The sequence below is a fragment of the Flavobacterium sp. genome, assembly GCF_043722275.1.
In the GTDB taxonomy this organism is placed as follows: Bacteria; Bacteroidota; Bacteroidia; order Flavobacteriales; family Flavobacteriaceae; genus Flavobacterium.
The window spans coordinates 36671-57945 of sequence record NZ_JAYSPC010000134.1 but is presented as its reverse complement, the minus strand read 5'-3'; the positions used below and the strand labels follow the sequence as shown (position 1 = coordinate 57945).

The window sequence follows — 21275 nt, the reverse complement described above, 5'->3', positions numbered from 1 at the left end:
CAAACTTTAAAACCACACTATGAACTTTAAACAATTATCAACGAAAAAAACAAAATACAATCTTGTATTTTTATTTTTCCTGAATTTTCTGTTGAGCTCTGCGATTTACGCTCAATCGACTTCGATAGAAGGAAAAATCACAGATGCCGCTGGATTATCACTTCCGGGTGTAAATATTCAGGAAAAAGGAACTAAAAACGGAACTTCTACAGATTTTGAGGGAAGTTTTAAACTAAATGTCACAAATAATAAAGCAATCTTAATAGTTAGTTATTTAGGTTTTCAGACGCAGGAAGTTAGTATTGCAGGAAAATCTAAAGTAAATGTTAGTCTTGCTGAGCAATCAAATTCACTTAATGAGGTTGTTGTTGTGGGATACGGATCTGTGAAAAAAACAGATTTAACGGGTTCTGTAAGTACTATTAGTGCTGCAACTATTACCGAAAGAAATACAACAAGTGCATTAGAAGCGATTCAGGGAAGTACGCCGGGAGTTCAGATTACTTCAAGTACAGGACGAGCTTCTGATGGATTTAATGTTGTCATTAGAGGTAATAACTCACTAATTGCGGGATCAACTCCTTTATATGTTGTTGATGGCGTGCCAACGGACGGAATTGACTTTTTGAATCCTCAGGATATTGCGAGAATGGATGTATTGAAAGATGCTTCTTCTGCGGCTATTTATGGTTCAAGAGGAGCTTCGGGAGTTATTATCGTGACTACAAAAAGCGGTTTAAGTGCAAAATCCGGAATCACGGTTACTTTTGATTCTTCATATGGTACAAAAACAGCTGCAAGATTACCTCAAATGATGAATGGTGAAGAATGGTGGAAATTTCACCAAACGGCTTATATGAGCGCAACGCCTGCAACCCAAACTCCGGCGCAACTTGCGGCATTAGCAGGAAATCAAAGTCCTTTGTTAGTTTCAAGAGCAAATAGCGGTTACAATTTTGACTGGTATGATGCGGTATTAAAATCAGGAATGACCGAAAACAATTATGTAAATATTTCAGGACGTTCTGATTCTGGCTTAAGTTATAATTTGGGTTTTGGAGTGCAAGGTGACAGAGGTTTGATTGATAATGATTCAATGGATAAATACTCCTTTAAATTAGGATTAAATCACAAAATAAATGATAAATTTTCTACAGGTGCAAATGTAACAATTGCAAATGTTGACTCACAATTAGGGAGTGATTTAGCAATGCAGGAAGCTTTCAGATTAAGTCCGTTGATGTCTGCTTATGCAATTGATGCGGCAGGAAACGAAAAAGTAGGCGAGTTGTTTTTTTTACCTGGAAAATTAACTTATCCTGATGGTTCATGGGCAATTAACAAAACGAGTTCTGTGAATCCGTTAGTAGAAATTGCGAATTCATCTCAAACAGAAAAAACATGGCAAACTGTTGGAAATATTTATTTTCAATATCAACCTATAAAATGGCTTTCTTTCAAAACCACTTTTTCAGCAGGAATATTGAGTGCTAAAAATGGTAAATCTTTTGGAGCTCAAACAAATGCAGGTGTACTTTTGAACAACAAAAACTCTTCATCTCTTGAAAATGTAAACAACTTCAATTATACATGGGACAATCAAATTGATTTGAAACATACTTTTAATGAAGTTCATGATTTTAGTGTTTTATTGCTGCAAAGTATCTATTCTAATAAAGACGAAAGTTCATTTTTATCTTCAAATACACAACCTTTTGATACTGGCGTGGACAATATTGGTTCAGGAGTTCAATCGAGCTATGTTGTAAAATCATCTTATGCAAAAAATACTCTGAACTCTTATGCAGTACGTTTAAACTATGCTTTTAGAGACAAATATTTATTGACAGCGTCTACCAGATGGGATGGTTCATCTGTATTGGCCGAAGGTGTAAAATGGGAAAGTTTCCCGTCATTAGCATTGGGTTGGAAAATTAGCAAAGAATCATTTTTGGCTGGAAACAGTACAATTTCAGACTTAAAATTAAGAGCAAGTATTGGTTATACAGGAAATGATAATGTTTTACCATATACATCGCAATCGTTATTAAACCAACAAACATTTTATGCAAACGGTTCAAATGTGGTTCCGGGATGGCAATCAGAAAATTTAGCAAACCCGCAATTAACTTGGGAAAAAACCAGAGAATTTAACTTTGGTCTTGATTTTGGTTTCTTAAAAAACAGGATTACCGGTAGCGTTGATGTCTATGACAGATTATCTGATGATTTGATCTACAAACAAAAATTACCATTAGAATCAGGATATAACAATACTTTTTCTAATGTAGGATCTGTGAGTAATAAAGGTGTTGAGATTTTATTGACAACTAAAAATATCAGATCAAAAATGGTTACCTGGGAAACTACTTTTACGTTCACTAAAAACGTAAATAAATTAGAATCTATTTACAATCAGGATAAAGTAAGTGATGTCGGAAACGCATTGATACTTGGATCTCCGCTTCCTAATCCGGCTTTTAACTCTTATAATTATGTTTACGATGGTGTCTGGCAGGAAAGTGAAGCAGCTCAGGCAGCTTCTTACGGACAAGCTCCGGGTCAGGCAAGACCTAAAGATTTAAACGGTGACGGTAAATTTAATCAGGATGACAGAACGGTAATTGGTAATCCAAATCCGGAATGGCAAGGAAGTTTTTATTCTAAATTAAATGTCGGTCAGTTTGATTTTAGTTTTTCTGTAATCACAAGTCAGGGACAAACCGTTTTGAGCAGCTTTCATCAAAACTTTACAGATGTAAGTGACAGAGGGCGTCAAAAATTAGCGATGGACTATTTTATCCCTACAAATGGTACAGGTATTCCGGCTAATGCAAATAACGAAAATCCAAGACCAGGTCCTGTAGCGACTGGTGCAGGAGCGTATTGGTCATCTGGTTTTGCATATTACAGAGACGCATCATACACAAAAATTAAAAATATATCTCTTGGATATACATTTGAGCCAGACTTACTTAAAAAACTGAAAATGAGTAATTTTAGAATTTATGTAAATGTTTTAGATCCGTTTGTTTTTACAAATTTCGATGGATATGATCCGGAATGGGCAGGTTCAGCTTTTGGAGTTAACCGTCCGGCATCTGTTACAACGCAATTGGGTTTAAGTGTTAAATTTTAATAAGATACAAAATGAAAAAGATAATATTAATTTTAGGAATAATCGTAACTACTTTCACTTCATGCAGTGATTATATCGAAGAAGAATCGCTTTCAAATGTTCCTGCAGATGCCACTTATAAAACAGCATCAGGATTTCAGTTGTTGGTAAACTCAGACTATGCAAGGCTAAAAGCAATTTATGGAGGCGATCCGTGGTTGTTTGAAGCAGGAACGGATATGTATGCCGAAGGAAGAACCGCAGAACCGGCTGGTTTAAGCCAATATACATTATTGATTCCGTCCTCAACAGGAGTAGAGCAATTGTACAATACATGTTATTTAGCAATACAATCTGTAAATAAAACGGTGTATTATTCAACCGTTACAGAGCAAAATCCAAATGTGAGCGTTCTTGTTGGCGAAGCAAAATTTATCAGAGCACAAGCCTACTTTTTATTGGTTCAAACCTATGGTGGAGTTGCAATTGTAGATGAAAATATTACCACTCCGGTTTTATCATTCAAAAGAAATACTGCCGAAGAAGTGTATACGCATATTATAGCAGACTTAGACAGCGCGCTTGCAACTGTGGGAATAGGAGCTTATGCAGCTTCAGGAAAAGTAAACAAAAGAGCCGTAAATGATTTATTGGCAAAAGTATATTTAACAAGAGGTTACGAAGCTTTTGGTAAAGCTGATGATTTTGCAAAAGCAGCTGCTTATGCTGATGCAGCAATTGCAGGACAAGCTTTAAATGTTGCTTTTACAGATTTATTTAAACCTGCAAATGATTTGAATGTTGAAACTATTTTCTCTGTTCAATATGATAAAAACTCAACAAGTACAAGTCCTACAACATTAGGAAACAATCAGTTTTATTATTTCAGTTCTTATTTAGGCGGAAGCGAAACTAAAGGCGGAGCACCATTAAGAAGCTATAATTTACTTCCAACAGGTTATACGTTAGGATTATATACTAAAGATGATAAAAGATGGACCGGTACTTTTATGAATGAAGTTTATGAAAACTATTATGACTTTTTTAGAGTTGCCGATAAAACAACTTTGAAAGTGAAACATTTTTATGCCCCTAAATGGTTTACGGCAGCTGATAAAACAGCTTATTTAGCAACCGCAAAATTAGCAACAGGATTTGTTTATCATCCTTGGGGAGAATATTCTGCAGAATATACATTGACTAAAAATATTGATTATCAGACTATTCCGGTAAAGAAATTTGATGATCCTGAAGTAACTACACCTTCAAGTACAGGTCCTGTAAGTACCAGAGATATTATTGTGGCAAGACTTGGAGAAACATATTTAGTGGCTGCCGAAGCGTATTTGAAAGCTGGAAATCCTGCAACAGGTTTAGACCGCTTAAACGAAGTGAGAAGAAGAGCCGGAGTTGTAAATGCCACTGCGCCTGAATTCAATATAGATTATATCTTAGATGAAAGAGCGAGAGAATTGGTGGGTGAATACAAACGCTGGTTCGATTTAAAACGTACAGGAACCTTAGTGGCGAGAGCTTCGGCTTATAATTACAAAATTAAGGCAGCAAATTTTGTTGGAGTAGGCGGTCAGCTTAAAATTTTAAGACCAATTCCACAAACAGCATTGGATTTAAACCAAAATAAAGATTTCCCTCAGAATCCTGGTTATTAGTAATTTGAAAGTTTTTTGAGATTTTATTTTTTGAAGAAGTTAAAAAGGAGTTCGGTTTTGAATCGGATTCCTTTAACTAAAATTAGTTCACTGGAAATGAAAAGAATATTGTTTGTTTTATTACTTGTTTCTCAAATTAGTATAGCGCAAAAGCACTACGATATTGACACGTCCTATACCGTAAAAAGTACCTATGCAAAATTAATTAAGAAATATCCTTTTATAAAAATTGCCGAAGCTGATAAAGCAATAAATGATACTCAGATTGAAAATGTAATATATTATGAAGATGAAAAAAGAGCATTACATTTAGATGCTTATTTTAATAAAAAGCAAAAAAGAAATCCGGCTGTAATCATGATTCACGGTGGTGGATGGAGATCTGGAAATAAAAATCAAATGCAGGTTTTGGCGCAGGAAATCACCTCAAAAGGATATTCTTGTTTTGCAATTGAATACAGATTATCGCTTGAAGCAAAATATCCCCAAGCAATTTATGATGTAAAAAACGCTATTAAGTTCATAAAAGATAATGCGAAAAAGTTTCATGTTGATCCGGACAAAATTGCGGTTTTAGGATGCTCCTCAGGAGGTCAAATGGCAGCTTTGATTGGTACAACAAATGAAGATTCAGCTTTTGAAGACAAAGATTACAAAAGCAAATCCTCTTCAAAAGTTCAGGCAATTATTGATGTAGACGGAATATTGGCTTTTAAACATCCGGAATCAAGTGAAGGAGAAATGGCATCGTTTTGGCTTGGAGGTTCTTACGACGAAAATCCTGAAAACTGGAAACAAGCATCGGCATTAAGCCATACTAATAAAAACACACCGCCAACTCTGTTTATAAACAGCAGTTTTGACAGATTTCATGCGGGAAGAGAGGATATGATTGCGATTTTAAATCAGAATAAGATTTATAATGAGGTAAAAACAATTCAGGATTCGCCTCATTCCTTTTGGTTTTTTCAACCCTGGTTTGATGAAACAGTACTTTACACAACAAAATTTTTAGACAAAATATTTAAATAATTACATTGAAATGAAAACAAAAATCACATTCGCAACCTTACTTTTAGTTGGTATTACGGCAGTTAATGCTCAGAAATACGATATAAAAACAGCTAAAACATATGCCGAAATATCTGCAAAAACAGATGGAAAATGGGAAGGCCGTAAATACAAAGGCGGAACTGTTTTTAAAAATGTTGACCGACTAAAATTGGCTCCGGAACACACAGATCATTCCTTTGATATTCGTTACGAAGGTCCGGGTTGGGAAAGTAACCGAATTGGTTATCGTTTGTATCTGGACTGGAGAAATGCAATTGATATTTTCGGAAAGAAAACTACGGCTAATATTTTGCCATTAGTGGGACAGGATAATTTTGATTCGTACCACGAAATGAGCGATTGGGGAGCGGATATCCTAAAGGCTGGAAAAGGAATTGGAATTGGTTCTATTGACCGCTATTTAAACAATGAAAAATTACACTTTCATGAAGTTGATTCAACAATTGCAACTGTAGTAAATAAAACCAATGAATCTGGCGTAAAAGTAAATTATTACGGATGGAAAACAGCAACTGATAAAATCAATTTTACATCTGAGTTAACGATAAAACCAGATCAGCTTTATACGCAACACACGATTCAGGCATCTAAAGAAATTAAAGGAATTTGCACCGGAATTGTAAAGCAAAAAAATACGGAATTGCTTAAAAAAGAAAGCAAAAATAAAAAATGGGCTTATTTAGCGACTTACGGTGAACAATCACTTGTTCCGGACAAATTAGGAATGGCTATTTTTTATGAAGTTAAAACAATTGAAAATATTGCGGACACAGATTTAGATTATCTCTTAGTTTTTAAACCAACAACAAAAGCGACTTCTTTTTACTTTTTAGGCGCTTGGGAACAAGAACCAAATGGTATTAAAACAAAAGATGAATTTGTAAAATATTTAGATGAAAAACTGGAGGTTTTGAACAAAAAAGGAAAAATCTAAAAGGCTAAAAGCAAATTAAAAATTAAAAATCTACTTGTGTGAGCATAGATTTCGCTCAATTTTTAAAAAATAGCCACAGATTAAATGATTAAAAAGATTAAAAAAAATCTGCTAAATCTGCTAAATCTGCAAAATCTGCGTGAAAAAATTATTTTTTACACATAGAAACATAAATTTTGCTCAATTTTTAAAAATAGCCACAGATTAAATGATTAAAAAAGATTAAAAAAATCTGCTAAATCTGCGTGAAAAAATATAATAAACGTGCCATAATTAATCTTTTTAAATCATTTAATCTGTGGCAAAAAAGCAACATACAATTATAAAATATATGTCTAAACAGGCTTTTAAAAATATCAACTTAATCATTTTATTACTAATTATTAGCAGTAAAACAATCGCGCAGACAAATGAAAATACCGTACTTCCTGATAAATTAAAATGGTCAGAAAGAACAGCGATTACCATTTTGAACAAATACCCAAAAGCATATCAGATCGACGGAACCGAAAAACCGAAGTGGGATTATAAAATGGGATTGGTATTATCTGCTTTTGAAAAATTATATCAAAAAACAAACGATAAAAAGTATTTCAATTACATTAAAGAATATGCTGATGAATTAATTGATGCTGAAGGAAATATCAAAAAATACGATATAAACGAATACAATATTGATTGTGCAAATCCGGGGAAATTGCTGTTTAATTTATACGATGAAACGAAAGATAATCGGTATTTAAAAGTGATACAGCAACTGAGAACCCAACTTGAAAGTCAGCCCAGAACGGCAAGCGGAGGATTTTGGCACAAGCAAATTTATCCCAGCCAAATGTGGATTGACGGCTTGTATATGGCTGAACCTTTTTATACGGAATACACCGTTAAATATGAAAAAGGAAAAGCGTTGGATGATATTGCCAAACAATTTGAATTGGTTCAAAATCATCTTGTTGATAAAAAAACAGGATTGGTTTATCAGGCTTGGGATGAAAGCAGGGAAATTGCATGGGCGAATCCGGAAACGGGAACTTCTCCAACAATTTGGGGACGTGGAAATGGCTGGTACATGATGGCTTTGTTAGAAACATTGGATTATTATCCTAAAATACATCCAAAATATAAAACGCTTATAGGATACTTAAATCAAATTGCAAAAAGTGTTGTTGAACATAAAAGTGCATCGGGTTTATGGTATCAGGTTGCAGACAAACCGGATTTAAAAGGGAATTATTTAGAATCGTCGTCTTCGGCAATGATTATTTATGCTTTGGCAAAAGCCGCAGATAAAGGATATATAAGTTCCAGTTATAAAAAAGTGGCTCAAAAATCATTTGATTCTTACTTAAAAGAGTTTGTGAAAAAAGAGGATAATGGGCAAATAATAATTTCAAATGTTTCATCGAATGTTGGTCTTGGAGGAAAACCATTTCGTGATGCAACAAATGATTATTATATTAATAGTAAAGCAAAAGACAATAGTTCGCCGGCTTTAGCAGCGTTTTTGTTGAGCGCAATTGAATTAGATAAATAGTTGAATTTAAATATATTTTAAAATGAAAAATAATAAAAGACAAGGTTATTTCGCATCGGTTGCTTTAGTTTGTTTGATGGTTTTTACAAGTTGCAAAGTGACTTCGCAAGAACCGGCAAAGAACGAAATAGTAATTTCTAAGGATTTAAAATGGTCTGATAAAATGGCTTTAACCTTAATGAAACGTCATCCTGAAGCCTATATGATCGACGATTCTAAAAAACCAAAATGGGATTATGTTCACGCTTTGGTTTTACATTCTATTGAAGAATTGGACAAAAAAAATCCGGATCCCAGATACAAAGCTTATGTAAGAGGTTATGTCGATGAATTTGTACAAAATGACGGAACGATTAAAACGTATGAATTCGACAAATACAATATAGATTTAGTGGTTCCGGGACGTTTGCTTTTTGATATTTATGCGACTTCAAAAGACGAAAAATACCTGAAAGCAATGCAATTAGTACGCAAACAACTTTCAGAACAGCCACGTACGCAAAGCGGAGGATTCTGGCACAAACAAATTTATCCGAATCAAATGTGGTTGGACGGTTTGTATATGGGAGAACCTTTTTATGCACAATATACACTGACGTTTGAAGATGGAAAAAGTTTTGATGATATCGCAAAACAATTCGAAGTGATTCAATTACATGCTACAGATCCTAAAACAGGATTATTGTACCATGCATGGGATGAAAGCAAACAAATGCCGTGGGCAAATAAAGTAACAGGGAATTCACCAAATTTCTGGTCAAGAGCTTTAGGATGGTACGTTATGGCACTTGTTGATGTATTGGATTATATGCCAAAAGAGCATCCAAAACAAAAAGAATTAGTAAAGTATTTGAACAATGCTTGTACTGCTTTGGCTAAATTTCAGGACGCTAAAACTGGGTTATGGTATCAGGTTACAGACAAAGGCGCAAAAGAAGGAAACTATCTTGAAGCATCAGGATCATCAATGTTTGCGTATGCTTTTGCAAAAGGAGCCAACAAAGGATATTTACCTGCAAAATATAAAAAACTTGCCAATAAAGCTTTTGATGGTTTAACAACAAAACTAATCACAAAAGTTGACGCTGATGGCGGAATTACATTGACACAAGCCTGTCAGGTTGCAGGTTTAGGCGGAACTCCTTATCGCGATGGAACATATGAATATTACGTAAACGAAAGAAAAAAAGACAACGATCCTAAAGCAACCGGACCTTTTATTTTAGCTGCTTTAGAATTGAATAGATAATATGTTTTATCGACAAACCCGACAGGTTTTAAAAACCTGTCGGGTTTAACCAAAAAGTAATTTATTACCAAAAATGAAAAATTTAAAAGCCCTTATTCTTCTATTATCAATATTCACCATACAAGAGAATTTTGCTCAGGTTTGGGTATCTGATAATGGAGACGGAACCTATACAAATCCTATAATTCATGCCGATTATTCAGATCCTGATGCAGTTCGTGTGGGAGATGATTTTTATATGACAGCATCGTCGTTTAATTGTATTCCTGGATTGCCTATTTTACATTCTAAAGATTTGGTAAACTGGAAAATTATTGGTTATGCATTGGCGAAACAACCTCCGTTTGAGACTTTTAACAAAGTACAGCATGGCAATGGCGTTTGGGCGCCAAGTATTACCTATCATAACAATGAATTTTATATTTATTATCCTGATCCTGATTTTGGAATTTACATGATAAAAGCCAAAAAAGCAGAAGGGCCTTGGTCAGAACCACTTTTGGTAAAAGCAGGAATTGGGCTGATAGATCCCAGTCCGTTATGGGATGATGACGGGAAAGTTTACCTCGTTCACGCCTTTGCCGGAAGCCGCGCACAAATAAAAAGTCTTATAGTAGTTTGCAGCATGAATGCCGAAGGAACTGTTGTCAATAATGACGAAGTAATGGTAATTGACGGACACGAAAGCGAAGGAACAATTGAAGGTCCTAAATTCTATAAGCGAAATAATTACTATTACATTTTTGCCCCTGCGGGCGGCGTTGCCACAGGATGGCAAACGATTTTAAGATCTAAAAATGTATTTGGTCCATATGAAACTAAAAAAGTTCTCGAACAAGGTAAAACGGCAATAAACGGCCCGCATCAGGGAGCTTGGGTGCAAACTCAAACCGGAGAAGATTGGTTCATCCATTTTCAGGATAAAGGTGCTTACGGCAGAATCGTACATCTTCAGCCCATGAAATGGGAAAAAGACTGGCCGGTTATGGGACAGGATTTCGATAAAAACGGAATTGGCGAACCTGTTACAACATTCAAAAAGCCAAATGTAGGCAAAAAACATCCAATAGAAACTCCGGCAGAATCAGATGAATTCAATGAACCAAAATTAGGTTTGCAATGGCAATGGCAGGCAAATTCTCAAATCAATTGGGGATTTCCAACGAGTTTAGGATATTTCAATTTGTTTTGTCAAACGACTTTAAAAGACAATCAGAAAATATTTGATGCACCAAATTTATTGTTACAAAAATTTCCTGCCGAAGAATTTACAGTAACAACTAAAATGACTTTTAATACAAGATTAAACGGAGAATCAACCGGACTTATAATAATGGGATTGGATTATAGTTATTTGAATTTTAAAAACGATAACGGAAAATTATATCTGAACCAGAAAACAGGAACTTTTGATAAAAAAATTTCAGAGTCAGAAACAACGCCAATTCAAATAGCAAACAATACAATTTACCTTAGAGTAAAAGTGAAAAAAGGCGGTATTTGCAGTTTCTTTTATAGTATAGATGATAAAAAATACCAGTCAATAGGATCTGATTTTGTTTCGAAAGAAGGAAAATGGATTGGCGCAAAAGTAGGTCTTTTTGCCTTGAGCGGGAAAGTAACAAATGATTCGGGAAATGTAGCCGTAAATTGGTTTAGAATTACTAAGTAAAAAAAGGTACAGAGGTGCAAAGTAGCAAAGGGACAAAGTAGCAGAGGGACAAAGAGACAAAGTTTAAAATGATTAATGCTTTAGGTTTTTTTGCCACGAATTTCACGAATTTATACTAATTCTATCGTGATAATTTTATGCAAAGAATAGTCATGAAATCAGTTTAATCTGTGGCATAAAACTATTCGTGATAATTTGTGAAATTCGTGGCGATAAAAAAAATAAAAAAAACGATTTCATTTATAAAGATTAAAAAAAATCTGCCAAATCTGCTAAATCTGCGTGAAAAATAAACACACAGTATATGAGATTTACTTTAAGTAAAACGACTTTAACATTTACAAAGCCTACGTCTCTATGTGCGAAAAAAAACATGCGCAACGACAATAAAAACATACAAAATGATTCTATTTAAAAAGTACATACTATTAGTTTTCTTCAGTATTTGTTTTGGCGTAAATGCCCAGAATACCTATAAAAACTGGCCGGATATTATTCGTAAAAACAATGCAAATTGGTTTGGCACAGACGAAGCTAAAAAAATAGCCGAAAATGTTTTGTTATATCAAAGAGACATTGGCGGATGGCCAAAAAATATCCAGATGCAAGAGGAATTAACTCCTCAGCAAAAAAAGGAATTAATCGCCATAAAAAACTCCACAAAAGAAGTTACAACAGATAACGGAGCCACAAGTCAGGAAATGCTTTTTATGTCTAAAATGTATGCTCAGATTAAAGATGACCGTTACAAAGAATCTTTCCTGAAAGGATTAAATTATTTGTTAGAAGCACAATATGATAATGGCGGATGGCCGCAATTTTATCCATTAAAAAAAGGATATTACACGCACATTACATACAATGATGATTCGATGGTAAATATTCTGAACATCATAAAACAAATCACTGAACAAACTGATTTTTATAGCATAAAACCATCAAAGGAAATTGTAGAAAAAGCAAAGAAATCTTTTGATAAAGGAATTGATTGTATCCTAAAAACACAGTACAAACAAAACGGAGTTTTGACAGCTTGGTGTGCGCAACACGACGAATTTACTTTGGCTCCAGCCAATGCAAGAGCTTTTGAACTGGCATCGTTAAGCGGATATGAATCGGCTAAAATTGTTTTGTTATTAATGTCAATTGAAAAACCTTCGGCTGAAGTCATTAAAGCAGTTAAAAGTGCTGAGGTTTGGTTCGAAAAAACAAAAATTACCAATCTTGAAGAGAAACGAGTTTTAAACGACGCCGGAAAAATCATAGACAAGAAAATGATTCCAACTCAAAATGCAGCACCAATCTGGGCAAGATTTATGGAATTCGATAACAACGAACCTTTCTTTTGTGACCGTGACGGAATCAGGAAAAAATCACTGGATGAAATTGGTTCAGAAAGACGAAATGGTTATTCATGGTATTCTGATGCGCCAAAAGAAGTGCTAAAAAAATATCCTGAATGGGCGATGAAAAACGGAGTAAAAGTTTCGGAAGCTGCTTCGGATAAAAAAAAAGCTAACTTTATTACTGTTGCTTTAGACGGTTCCGGCGACTTTACCAAGATTCAGGAGGCCATAAATGCAAGTCCGTCATTTCCATATGAAAAAGTTACGGTTTTAGTGAAAAACGGAATCTACAATGAAAAAATCCGAATTCCGGAATGGAACACACGTTTGGCTTTAATCGGCGAAAGCAAAGAAAAAACTATTATTACTTTTGATAATAACTTCTCCAAAATCAATTTAGGCAGAAACAGTACTTTTTATACCTATACAGTTTTAGTTGAAGGCGATGATTTTTCGGCATCAAATTTAACTATTAAAAATGCTTCGGGCGATAATGGTCAGGCAATTGCATTATCTGTAGTGGCAAATCGCGCTCAGATTTCAAACTGTAATATCTTAGGAAATCAGGATACTTTGTACTTGTCAGGAAAAAACGGAAAACAATATTTTAAAGATTGTTATATTGAAGGAACAACCGATTTTATTTTTGGAAGTGCTACTGCTTTGTTTGAAAACTGCGAGATTCACAGCATAAAAAACTCTTATATTACGGCAGCTTCAACTCCTCAGGATACGACTTTTGGCTTTGTTTTTAAAAACTGTAAACTAACTGCAGAACCAGCTGTAACTGCAGTTTATTTGGGCAGGCCGTGGCGTCTTTATGCCAAAACTGTTTACATCAATTGCGATATGGGAAAACATATTAAACCCGAAGGCTGGGAAAACTGGTCAAAACCCGAAGCAGAAAAAAATGCTTTTTATGCAGAATACAATTGTAAGGGAGAAGGATTTCAACCCACAAAAAGAGTTACATGGTCAAAGCAACTTACAAAGAAAGAAGCTGAAAAATACACAATAGAAAATATTCTAAAAGATGATATAGCGAATTGGTATTCAAAATAAAATCATTTGCCCACGGATTTGGCGGATTAAACTGATTTACACCGGTTTTTTTATATTGCCCGCAGATTTGGCGGATTAAACGGATTTACACAGATTTTTTTATTCAAACCTGTGAGCTAAAAATCTTTCGCAGATTAAGCAGATTAAGCAGGTTTTTTGAAGTATAAAAATAAACCAGCGACAACCAGTTCAACCCGTAAAACCAGTGGGCAAAAAACATTAAAAATATACATTATGAATTTTAAATATTTCATTTTTCTATTAGTTTCATGGACTTCATTTGCTCAGAATAGTGAATTTCCAACAGCAAAAGTGGATTCAATTATTAATAGAATTCAGCTTCCTGTGTTTCCTTCGTATCAAATAAATGTATTGAAAATAGGAGCAAATGGAGATTCAATTACCAACAATAAAGCGGTGTTTGACAAAGCAATGGCGCTTTGCAAAAAGAACAATGGCGGAACTATAATTGTGCCTAAAGGAATTTATAAAATCAATGGACCAATCCATTTTGTAAGTAACGTAAATCTTAAAATTGAAAAAGGAGCAAAAATTAAATTTAGTGATAAACCCGAAGATTATTTGCCGATGGTTTTAACAAGTTGGGAAGGAACGATGCTTTACAATTACAGCCCGTTAATTTACGCTTATGAATGTTCAAATATTGCAATAACAGGCGAAGGAACCATTGATGGAGAAGGAGGAAAGACATGGAAAAGTTTTAAAGCCAATGAAGGAAAAGGCAAAGAATTAAGCCGTGAAATGAATCATAATAATGTTCCGGTGAAAGACAGGAAATTAGGCAGCGGTTATTTTTTACGTCCGCAAATGATACAGTTTTTCAATTGCAGGAATATTTTGGTTGAAAATGTGCGTATCGAAAATTCACCTTTTTGGTGTCTGCACTTATTGAAATCACAAAATATTACCGTTCGTGGAATAAGCTATAAATCATTAAATTATAATAACGATGGTATTGATCCTGAATATGCTAAAGATGTTTTAATCGAAAATGTAACCTTCGATAATGGTGATGATAATGTGGCAATCAAGGCAGGAAGAGATCATGAAGGAAGAGCAAATTCTGCAACGCCAAGCGAAAATATTGTAATAAGAAATTGCAATTTCAAAGGACTTCACGGCGTTGTTATAGGAAGTGAAATGTCAGCCGGAGTTCAAAATGTATATGTTGAAAATTGCAAAACTGTTGGGTTTTTAAAACGTGGCATTTATTTAAAAACCAATGCCGATCGCGGCGGATTTATCAGGAATATTTTTGTTCGGAATATAACACTCGATGAGGTAGAAGATTGTTTGTACATCACGGCGAATTATCACGGCGAAGGAAAAGGATTTCAGTCGGATATATCCAATGTTTCTTTTTCAAATATTACCTGCAATAAAGCCACAGCATCAGGAATTGTAATTCAGGGATTTGCAGATAAAAAAGTGAGGAATATTTCTTTAAATAACATTGATATCAAATGGGCAAAAAATGCCATTTCAAGTACCAATGCTGAAAATGTTCTTTTAAACGAGGTTTTTATAGGAGAAAAAGCAACAGTTCCTACGGCCGCAAAATAGGTTTTTTGAAGTTACTAAGGTTCTGAGTTGCTAAGTTTTTTGAGGAAGGTTCAGAGAAGCAAAGGTTCAAAGAGACAAGGTTAAAGTTGTTTTAGGTTTCAAGTTAATGCAGCATTTAAAAGACAAACCAACCACAATCTTGTCATCCTGAGCGAAGTCGAAGGATCTGTGCGCCATTAAAACATAAAGTTGCCACCAATTTTTGTCATCCTGAGCGAAGTCGAAGGACACACAAGTAACTAGAATAAAAGAATAAAAGAATAAAAGAATAAAAGAATAAAAGAATAAAAGAATAAAAGAATAAAAGAATAAACAGTGAAAATCTGTGTGCTATTTAACCACAAAACCAACCACAATAATGTTCTAAATCTAAGCAAATCTAACAATCTAAAATTCTAAAGTCGAATTATCTAACAATCTAAAAAATGAAATATTATCTATTAATAATCTGCCTAATATGTACAACTTGTTTCGCTCAAAAAACAACTATTTATACCATTGGCGATTCAACAATGGCAAATAAAAAAGATCCGGATAAAAATCCTGAACATGGTTGGGCGCAGGTTTTACAGCCATTTTTCAAGGATAATTTTGTTATCGAAAATAAAGCCGTAAATGGACGAAGTACTAAAAGTTTCATCAATGAAAAACGATGGGATTCGATTTGTAAAAAATTAAAAAAAGGCGATTATGTTTTTATCGAATTTGGACATAATGACGAAAAAATAGAAGATTCAACGCGATATACAAATCCGCATACAAGTTATAGGTACAATCTCATAAAGTTTGTGAAAGAAAGCCGCGAAAAAGGAGCAATTCCTATATTACTGACTTCTATTGCGAGACGTAATTTTAATGAAAAAGGTGTACTTGTTCCTACTCATGGAGATTATCCGCTGGAAACCAGATTAACAGCTCACGAATATAAAGTTCCTTTTATTGATTTAGAATATTATACCGAACTATTAGAGCAATCGTATGGACCTGAAAAATCAAAACAATTACATTTACACTTTAAAGCAGGAGAAAACGCTTATTATGATAAAGATAAGAACGATGATACGCATTTATCATTAAAAGGTGCTACGGAAATTGCCCAAATTGTTGTAAATCAAATTAAAGAATTAGAAGATCCTTCCGTAGAAAAACTTAAAAAGGGAATTAAGTAATAAGACTTCTTTAAAAAAATGTCCTAAACTATCACTTAAAAATCTTTTGCGGGTAAAAATCCTTTATTATGATGTCTATTTTTGCAATAGATATTAAGAACTTTTGTTAGTAGGGAATTGTTTTTGTATATTCTTAATATTCTATTTTAAATATTTTGATGATTATTTTAGAAAGAGAGAACTTATGTTCTCTCTTTTTTTTATGGTTAGGAATTTGGAAATATTGCAATTACGTTTTAGAATAGTGCATTAAAAAAAAATATTTTACAAATAGTAATGGATTATAATTTGTGATAGAATTAATAATTACCACTAAAAAGCGTTATAATTTATACTAAATAAAGCCGATATAGAAAATTTTGTATCGGCTTTGTTTATTAAGTTGTTTTTCTAATAATAGGTTTTAATTGTAGATAATAGGGAATTTTTAAGTTAAAAAATGTCTTAAAGTATTATTTAAAAAACTTTTAAAGGACAAATAGATTGTGATTATAAAATATATTTGACTTGTTGATTTAAAGAAGTTGAATTTGTACTGAGAGCTTTATAAAGCTTATTTAGATCAAAAAGTTTTTTTTCAAGTATTTATTTTTTGTTGGATTAGGCAGCTCTTTATTTTGTTTTAATTTATAGTAGGATAGAAATTAGACAATTAATTGAATGTGGGATACTACTGTTGCCTAACCAACAAATTAAATTAAAAATTAAATTTTATGAAAGATGATCATAATACAATTTGGCACGGTAGCAGATTAATGTTGTATGGTTTAATTATAATTTTATTAATCCTAAATCTAATCCAGCTTTTTTCAAAATAATTTTTAAAACTTATAGCCAATAATAGAATTTGTTTTTTTATTTAAAAAAATGGTTTATTTTATAAAGTACTAATTAACGTGTATTTTTTTGAATTCACTTTTATTAATAATTCATTTAAAAATGAGGAAACTTTGATTTCCTCATTTTCTTTTTTAGCTTAAAGGTATTTGTATTATAAAGTTGGTTCCGGAAGGACTATTATCGAGTATTGTAATTTCTCCCTGATGATTTTTAACGATTCCGTGAACCACACTTAGTCCAAGTCCAGAGCCGTTATTTGCGGTTTTTGTGGTAAAAAACGGCTCAAAAACTTTTTCCTTTATCGCATCGGGAATCCCGCTTCCCTGATCTGCAATTGTGATAAATAAATTTTGATCATCACATTCAATAATAGTTTGTATAGTACTTTTTTCCGGAGACGCATGTATTGCATTAAGAATTAAATTGAACAGTAATTGTGTCAATTGTACAGAATCAACCTTGGCTGTAATTGTATCATCCTGAAAAATTAGCTGGCTTTTGATGCTTTTTCCCTGGAAATTCTGATTAAGAAATGATAAAGCAAAAGTTACAATTGGTTTAATTTCTTTTAATTCTAAATGCTGAGGCATTTCACAAGAAAAATTCAGGATTTTTTTTACAATTTCACGAGAATAAATGACTGAGTTGATCACAGTCGAAATATCATCATCTATTTCGGGATCTATATTACTGCTTTTAATAAGTTCAGCATAGCCTAAAATGTTGTGTAAAGGAGTATTGAGTTCATGTGCAATTCCTGCAGTCATTTCACCCAGAATTGATAATCTGTCGATTCGTTCTAAGGTTCGCATTAAAAGTTGCTTTTTTTCAAGATTTTGAAACTTTTCTATATAGTTGCCAATTTCTAAAGCTATAGTATCCAGAAGTTTTTGTTCTTCTTGTAAAAAATCACGTATAGTATATTTAGCTTCAGGATAATGCACTTTTATGTAACCAACTTTGTTATTAGAAACAAAGATCGTACTGGATTGATAAACTGTTTCTTCGTCTTCTTGTAATGTTGCTAAAATATAATCCGGAATTTGTATTGTTACTTTTGCATCTTTGTTATATTTCCATGCTTTTTTTGTGCTTGAAATTATTTTTTTAAAGACAGATCTATGAATGCAGTCTGCACGTGATATTGTCTGTGAAATTTCATAAAGACAAGTTAATTCTTTAACTCTTTCTCTTAGTCTTTCTTCTGTAGGAATAAATTTCATCTTGCGTAGGAAATTATTTATAATTAATTTAAATTGAAGTCAAAAGTAATTAAATATTCAATATTAAAATATTTTTTATGTATTTATTTAACTATTTGAAATAAAGATAAATACGAGCCTGTTATTAGTCTTATTTTAATACATTAATACCTTTTAATGGCAGTTTTATATATTTATTTTAGCTATTAAAAAGTATAATTTTTTGTAAGAATTTGTTTTTATTCAAATTATATTTATTTTTTGCAGATTTCATTTTTATTTGCAATGTGTTAAAAGTCTTATTTTGATACTTTGATATCCTGATAGGCAAGTCCGCGAATTGTATTTGCCCTAGTTTTGTCTTTATTTTTATTGCCGTTTTTTCACAATAGGAATTTTTAATTATATAATGCAATCCAAAAACAAATGAATACCTCCGGCTTTTTTTTAGAGTTCGAATTAAATATAGGCGAAATACAAAAGTTGAATAAAATGTATTTTAAAAGTCTGTACAAGCAAAGAGTAACTGTTTTTACGGGAATCTTTTTACTGTACGCTATATTTTTTGATTTTTTCGATTTAAATGATGATATTGATTTTATGAAGTGGATACTTCGTAATCTCATTTTTGTTATTTTATTTTTAGCTTTTCAATATTCGTTTGTGGATACATTAAGTGCAATTATTTTTAAATTCACTAAAAGGTTTGCTACATATAAAAGGTATAATAAAAGGTACAAATTTAATTTTAGCCCTTCGGGTATTTACGTTCGTTCGCCTTTAGGTGAAGTTGTGCACAAATGGGGGCAAATTGAAAAAGCAATTTTGACTAAGGATTTTTTCTTTCTTTATGTAAAAGACAGAAACGGATATATAATTTCAATTTCGAATAAATATAGCGAAAGGCGGAAAATTAATGAGTTGATTGCTTTTGTTGAACGAAATGTAACTCAAATTACTAAAGTCTGATAGACCATAAAAAACCCTAATTTGATCATAATATGACTTTTAGTGTTATATCATATGATTGTAGCTCATTTACCTTTGTAATCTTATTAAAGTATTGGATTTTTTGGTGAATGTAGATCGTCCCGTAAAGATGATTTTACAATAATTAGCTAATTTCTAAAGACTTGTAAAGAAATTTAAAAATGGTAAAAGAAAGAATTTTGGTGCAGGATAATAAAGGATCTTTTTTAAAAATGTTTAAAAGAAATTTCAAAGAAGAATTTGATTTTCATGAACGCTCCTTTTTATATGAAAATGAAAATGAATCACAAGAATTTGATCGTTCTATATTTGTTATTTATGATAAGTTTGAATTAATGGAGTTCTTAGCATTAGATAATAAAGGAGCAAATGTTTTAGTATGCTTATTTAATAAACAATTATACGATAGTTTGTTTTTTTTAGAAGAAACTAAAAATTTAAATTTATTAGATTGTAATCAAACAAGAATAGAGATGATTAAGGAATTAAAGTTATATTTTAATTGGAAATGCAGTTTTGTAAATGAAACGCCGGTAATAAGGTTTCCAACTTCAAAAATATCAGCTAAATATAACAATTTTTATAAGGCTATATTTTCTATGATGTAAGTTGAAATATACTTATAAAAAAAAGGTAGCATACACTGTGGTCGTGTATGTTACCTTTTATTATTTTACAGCAATAAATTAGTTTTTATTTAATTTTATAAATTTCAGAACCAGCCAGTAAAAAGCAGCCTAATCCGTAATCTTCAAAATCAGGTATTTTATCATATAATAATGGCTGACCATCTTTAGGTTCTTTTCCTGTTGATTGCATGTAACCTAAAAATCCATTGTTATGTAAACTCTCTGTGGTTATCGCATTCCATGCTTTTTGAATTACAGGTAAATACGTTTCTTTTTTCAAAATTCCGCTGTTGATTCCGTACGCCATTCCGTAAATAAATAAAGCAGTTCCTGAAGTTTCTTTTTCGCCAAAATTGGTTGGATCATGCAAACTCACATTCCAGAAACCATCAGCTCTTTGAATGGGCAATAAAGCTGCCGCCATAGCTTTTAAATCTTTTATATATTGAGCTCTGTGAGGCGCATTTTCAGGAATAATCGCCAACACTTTTGCCAGAGCAGCAATTACCCAGCCATTGCCACGGCTCCAATAACAATCCTCGCCATTTGGTTCCTTATACGGCGGATCAAAATCCGCATCACGCCACCATAAACCATCTTTAGGATTAAAAAGTCCGTGATCGCCATGATTATTTCTGGAATACATATACATTTGATACATTTTCTCGAAATAGCGATTGTCATTTTCTAAAACACCCAACTTTGCAAAAACAGGCATTCCCATTTGTATCGCGTCAATCCATGACCAATCATCAAGTTGTGATGTGTTTAAAAGCATATTGATATTCGCTTTTGTATTTTTTAATTTTTTAGGATCGGGCTCTAAATTGTATAAGTCAATATAAGTTTGCGCAGCACAATAATTATCAGCATTCCTGGTCGTGTTGCTGCTATTGAAACTCCATTTATGAAATTCTGACCACGAATAAGCATAATCATAATAAACATCTTTAGGGAAAATTTCATGCAAAGCCATTAACCCTTCATAATAAACCCCACGTGTCCAGATATTACTGGGACGTTCTTTGTTCGTAATAATTGTTTTGCCGGTTTCGGGCCATTTTTGCATGAAATAATCATTAGCAAGAATCATTTGTTTCAGCACTAATTTCCTGTCAAATGCTTGTTGTGCATTTGAGTAAGTATATGAAAGACAGATAGCGAAAAATAAAAGCAATTTCTTCATTTTTAATATTCGTTGG

At 32.8% G+C, this 21275-nt stretch carries 14 protein-coding genes; 12 read left to right on the top strand and 2 right to left on the bottom strand.

Annotated features, from left to right (window positions below):
* The first annotated feature begins 19 nt into the window (after positions 1–19).
* The 10 genes from ACHZDT_RS16545 to ACHZDT_RS16500 all read left to right on the top strand — a co-directional run bounded on the left by ACHZDT_RS16545 (position 20) and on the right by ACHZDT_RS16500 (position 16412).
* Positions 20–3139 (top strand): SusC/RagA family TonB-linked outer membrane protein, encoded by a 3120-nt coding sequence (locus tag ACHZDT_RS16545; protein ID WP_394775732.1) that lies wholly within the window; start codon positions 20–22, stop codon positions 3137–3139.
* 11 nt (positions 3140–3150) lie between these two features.
* On the top strand, positions 3151–4788 hold the full coding sequence (locus tag ACHZDT_RS16540) for a RagB/SusD family nutrient uptake outer membrane protein (protein WP_394775731.1): 1638 nt from the start codon (positions 3151–3153) through the stop codon (positions 4786–4788).
* 96 nt (positions 4789–4884) lie between these two features.
* Positions 4885–5820 (top strand): alpha/beta hydrolase fold domain-containing protein, encoded by a 936-nt coding sequence (locus ACHZDT_RS16535; protein ID WP_394775730.1) that lies wholly within the window; start codon positions 4885–4887, stop codon positions 5818–5820.
* Positions 5821–5830: 10 nt separating this feature from the next.
* The gene (locus tag ACHZDT_RS16530; RefSeq protein ID WP_394775729.1) at positions 5831–6796 is read left to right on the top strand and encodes a DUF4861 family protein; all 966 of its coding nucleotides are present in this window, start codon (positions 5831–5833) and stop codon (positions 6794–6796) included.
* Between the two features lie 298 nt (positions 6797–7094).
* Positions 7095–8330, top strand: a complete 1236-nt coding sequence (locus tag ACHZDT_RS16525) for a glycoside hydrolase family 105 protein (RefSeq protein WP_394775727.1) — start codon at positions 7095–7097, stop codon at positions 8328–8330.
* Between the two features lie 22 nt (positions 8331–8352).
* Entirely contained in the window at positions 8353–9579 is a 1227-nt protein-coding gene (locus ACHZDT_RS16520) for a glycoside hydrolase family 105 protein (protein ID WP_394775726.1), read from the top strand.
* Positions 9580–9652: 73 nt separating this feature from the next.
* Positions 9653–11251, top strand: coding sequence for a glycoside hydrolase 43 family protein (locus ACHZDT_RS16515; protein WP_394775725.1), 1599 nt, complete (start codon positions 9653–9655; stop codon positions 11249–11251).
* A gap of 401 nt (positions 11252–11652) precedes the next feature.
* Positions 11653–13659, top strand: a complete 2007-nt coding sequence (gene pelA, locus ACHZDT_RS16510; protein ID WP_394775724.1) for a pectate lyase — start codon at positions 11653–11655, stop codon at positions 13657–13659.
* 234 nt (positions 13660–13893) lie between these two features.
* On the top strand, positions 13894–15243 hold the full coding sequence (locus tag ACHZDT_RS16505) for a glycoside hydrolase family 28 protein (RefSeq protein ID WP_394775723.1): 1350 nt from the start codon (positions 13894–13896) through the stop codon (positions 15241–15243).
* A gap of 425 nt (positions 15244–15668) precedes the next feature.
* Positions 15669–16412 carry a rhamnogalacturonan acetylesterase gene (locus tag ACHZDT_RS16500; RefSeq protein ID WP_394775722.1) on the top strand — a complete coding sequence of 248 codons (744 nt, stop codon included), beginning with the start codon at positions 15669–15671 and terminating at the stop codon, positions 16410–16412.
* 971 nt (positions 16413–17383) lie between these two features.
* Here ACHZDT_RS16500 and ACHZDT_RS16495 read toward each other — a convergent pair.
* Complete coding sequence (locus tag ACHZDT_RS16495; protein ID WP_394775721.1) at positions 17384–18475, bottom strand: sensor histidine kinase; 1092 nt, start codon at positions 18473–18475, stop codon at positions 17384–17386.
* 405 nt (positions 18476–18880) lie between these two features.
* On the opposite strand from ACHZDT_RS16495, the gene ACHZDT_RS16490 reads away from it, so the two are divergent.
* Together ACHZDT_RS16490 and ACHZDT_RS16485 are read left to right on the top strand one after the other, a co-directional pair.
* Positions 18881–19423: a YcxB family protein gene (locus tag ACHZDT_RS16490; protein ID WP_394775720.1), complete on the top strand. Its 543-nt coding sequence runs from the start codon at positions 18881–18883 to the stop codon at positions 19421–19423.
* A gap of 182 nt (positions 19424–19605) precedes the next feature.
* Positions 19606–20052: a hypothetical protein gene (locus ACHZDT_RS16485; protein ID WP_394775719.1), complete on the top strand. Its 447-nt coding sequence runs from the start codon at positions 19606–19608 to the stop codon at positions 20050–20052.
* An 85-nt stretch (positions 20053–20137) separates the two neighbouring features.
* Here the strand turns inward: ACHZDT_RS16485 and ACHZDT_RS16480 are convergent, their stop codons facing one another.
* Complete coding sequence (locus ACHZDT_RS16480) at positions 20138–21259, bottom strand: glycoside hydrolase family 88 protein (RefSeq protein WP_394775718.1); 1122 nt, start codon at positions 21257–21259, stop codon at positions 20138–20140.
* Positions 21260–21275 lie beyond the last annotated feature (16 nt).

Bases quoted from the DNA above. Each gene is read 5' to 3' on its own strand.
- ACHZDT_RS16545 (WP_394775732.1), top strand. From the start codon at position 20: ATGAACTTTAAACAATTATCAACGAAAAAAACAAAATACAATCTTGTA.
- ACHZDT_RS16540 (WP_394775731.1), top strand. From the start codon at position 3,151: ATGAAAAAGATAATATTAATTTTAGGAATAATCGTAACTACTTTCACT.
- ACHZDT_RS16535 (WP_394775730.1), top strand. From the start codon at position 4,885: ATGAAAAGAATATTGTTTGTTTTATTACTTGTTTCTCAAATTAGTATA.
- ACHZDT_RS16530 (WP_394775729.1), top strand. From the start codon at position 5,831: ATGAAAACAAAAATCACATTCGCAACCTTACTTTTAGTTGGTATTACG.
- ACHZDT_RS16520 (WP_394775726.1), top strand. From the start codon at position 8,353: ATGAAAAATAATAAAAGACAAGGTTATTTCGCATCGGTTGCTTTAGTT.
- ACHZDT_RS16515 (WP_394775725.1), top strand. From the start codon at position 9,653: ATGAAAAATTTAAAAGCCCTTATTCTTCTATTATCAATATTCACCATA.
- pelA (WP_394775724.1), top strand. From the start codon at position 11,653: ATGATTCTATTTAAAAAGTACATACTATTAGTTTTCTTCAGTATTTGT.
- ACHZDT_RS16505 (WP_394775723.1), top strand. From the start codon at position 13,894: ATGAATTTTAAATATTTCATTTTTCTATTAGTTTCATGGACTTCATTT.
- ACHZDT_RS16500 (WP_394775722.1), top strand. From the start codon at position 15,669: ATGAAATATTATCTATTAATAATCTGCCTAATATGTACAACTTGTTTC.
- ACHZDT_RS16495 (WP_394775721.1), bottom strand. From the start codon at position 18,475: ATGAAATTTATTCCTACAGAAGAAAGACTAAGAGAAAGAGTTAAAGAA.
- ACHZDT_RS16490 (WP_394775720.1), top strand. From the start codon at position 18,881: ATGAATACCTCCGGCTTTTTTTTAGAGTTCGAATTAAATATAGGCGAA.
- ACHZDT_RS16485 (WP_394775719.1), top strand. From the start codon at position 19,606: ATGGTAAAAGAAAGAATTTTGGTGCAGGATAATAAAGGATCTTTTTTA.
- ACHZDT_RS16480 (WP_394775718.1), bottom strand. From the start codon at position 21,259: ATGAAGAAATTGCTTTTATTTTTCGCTATCTGTCTTTCATATACTTAC.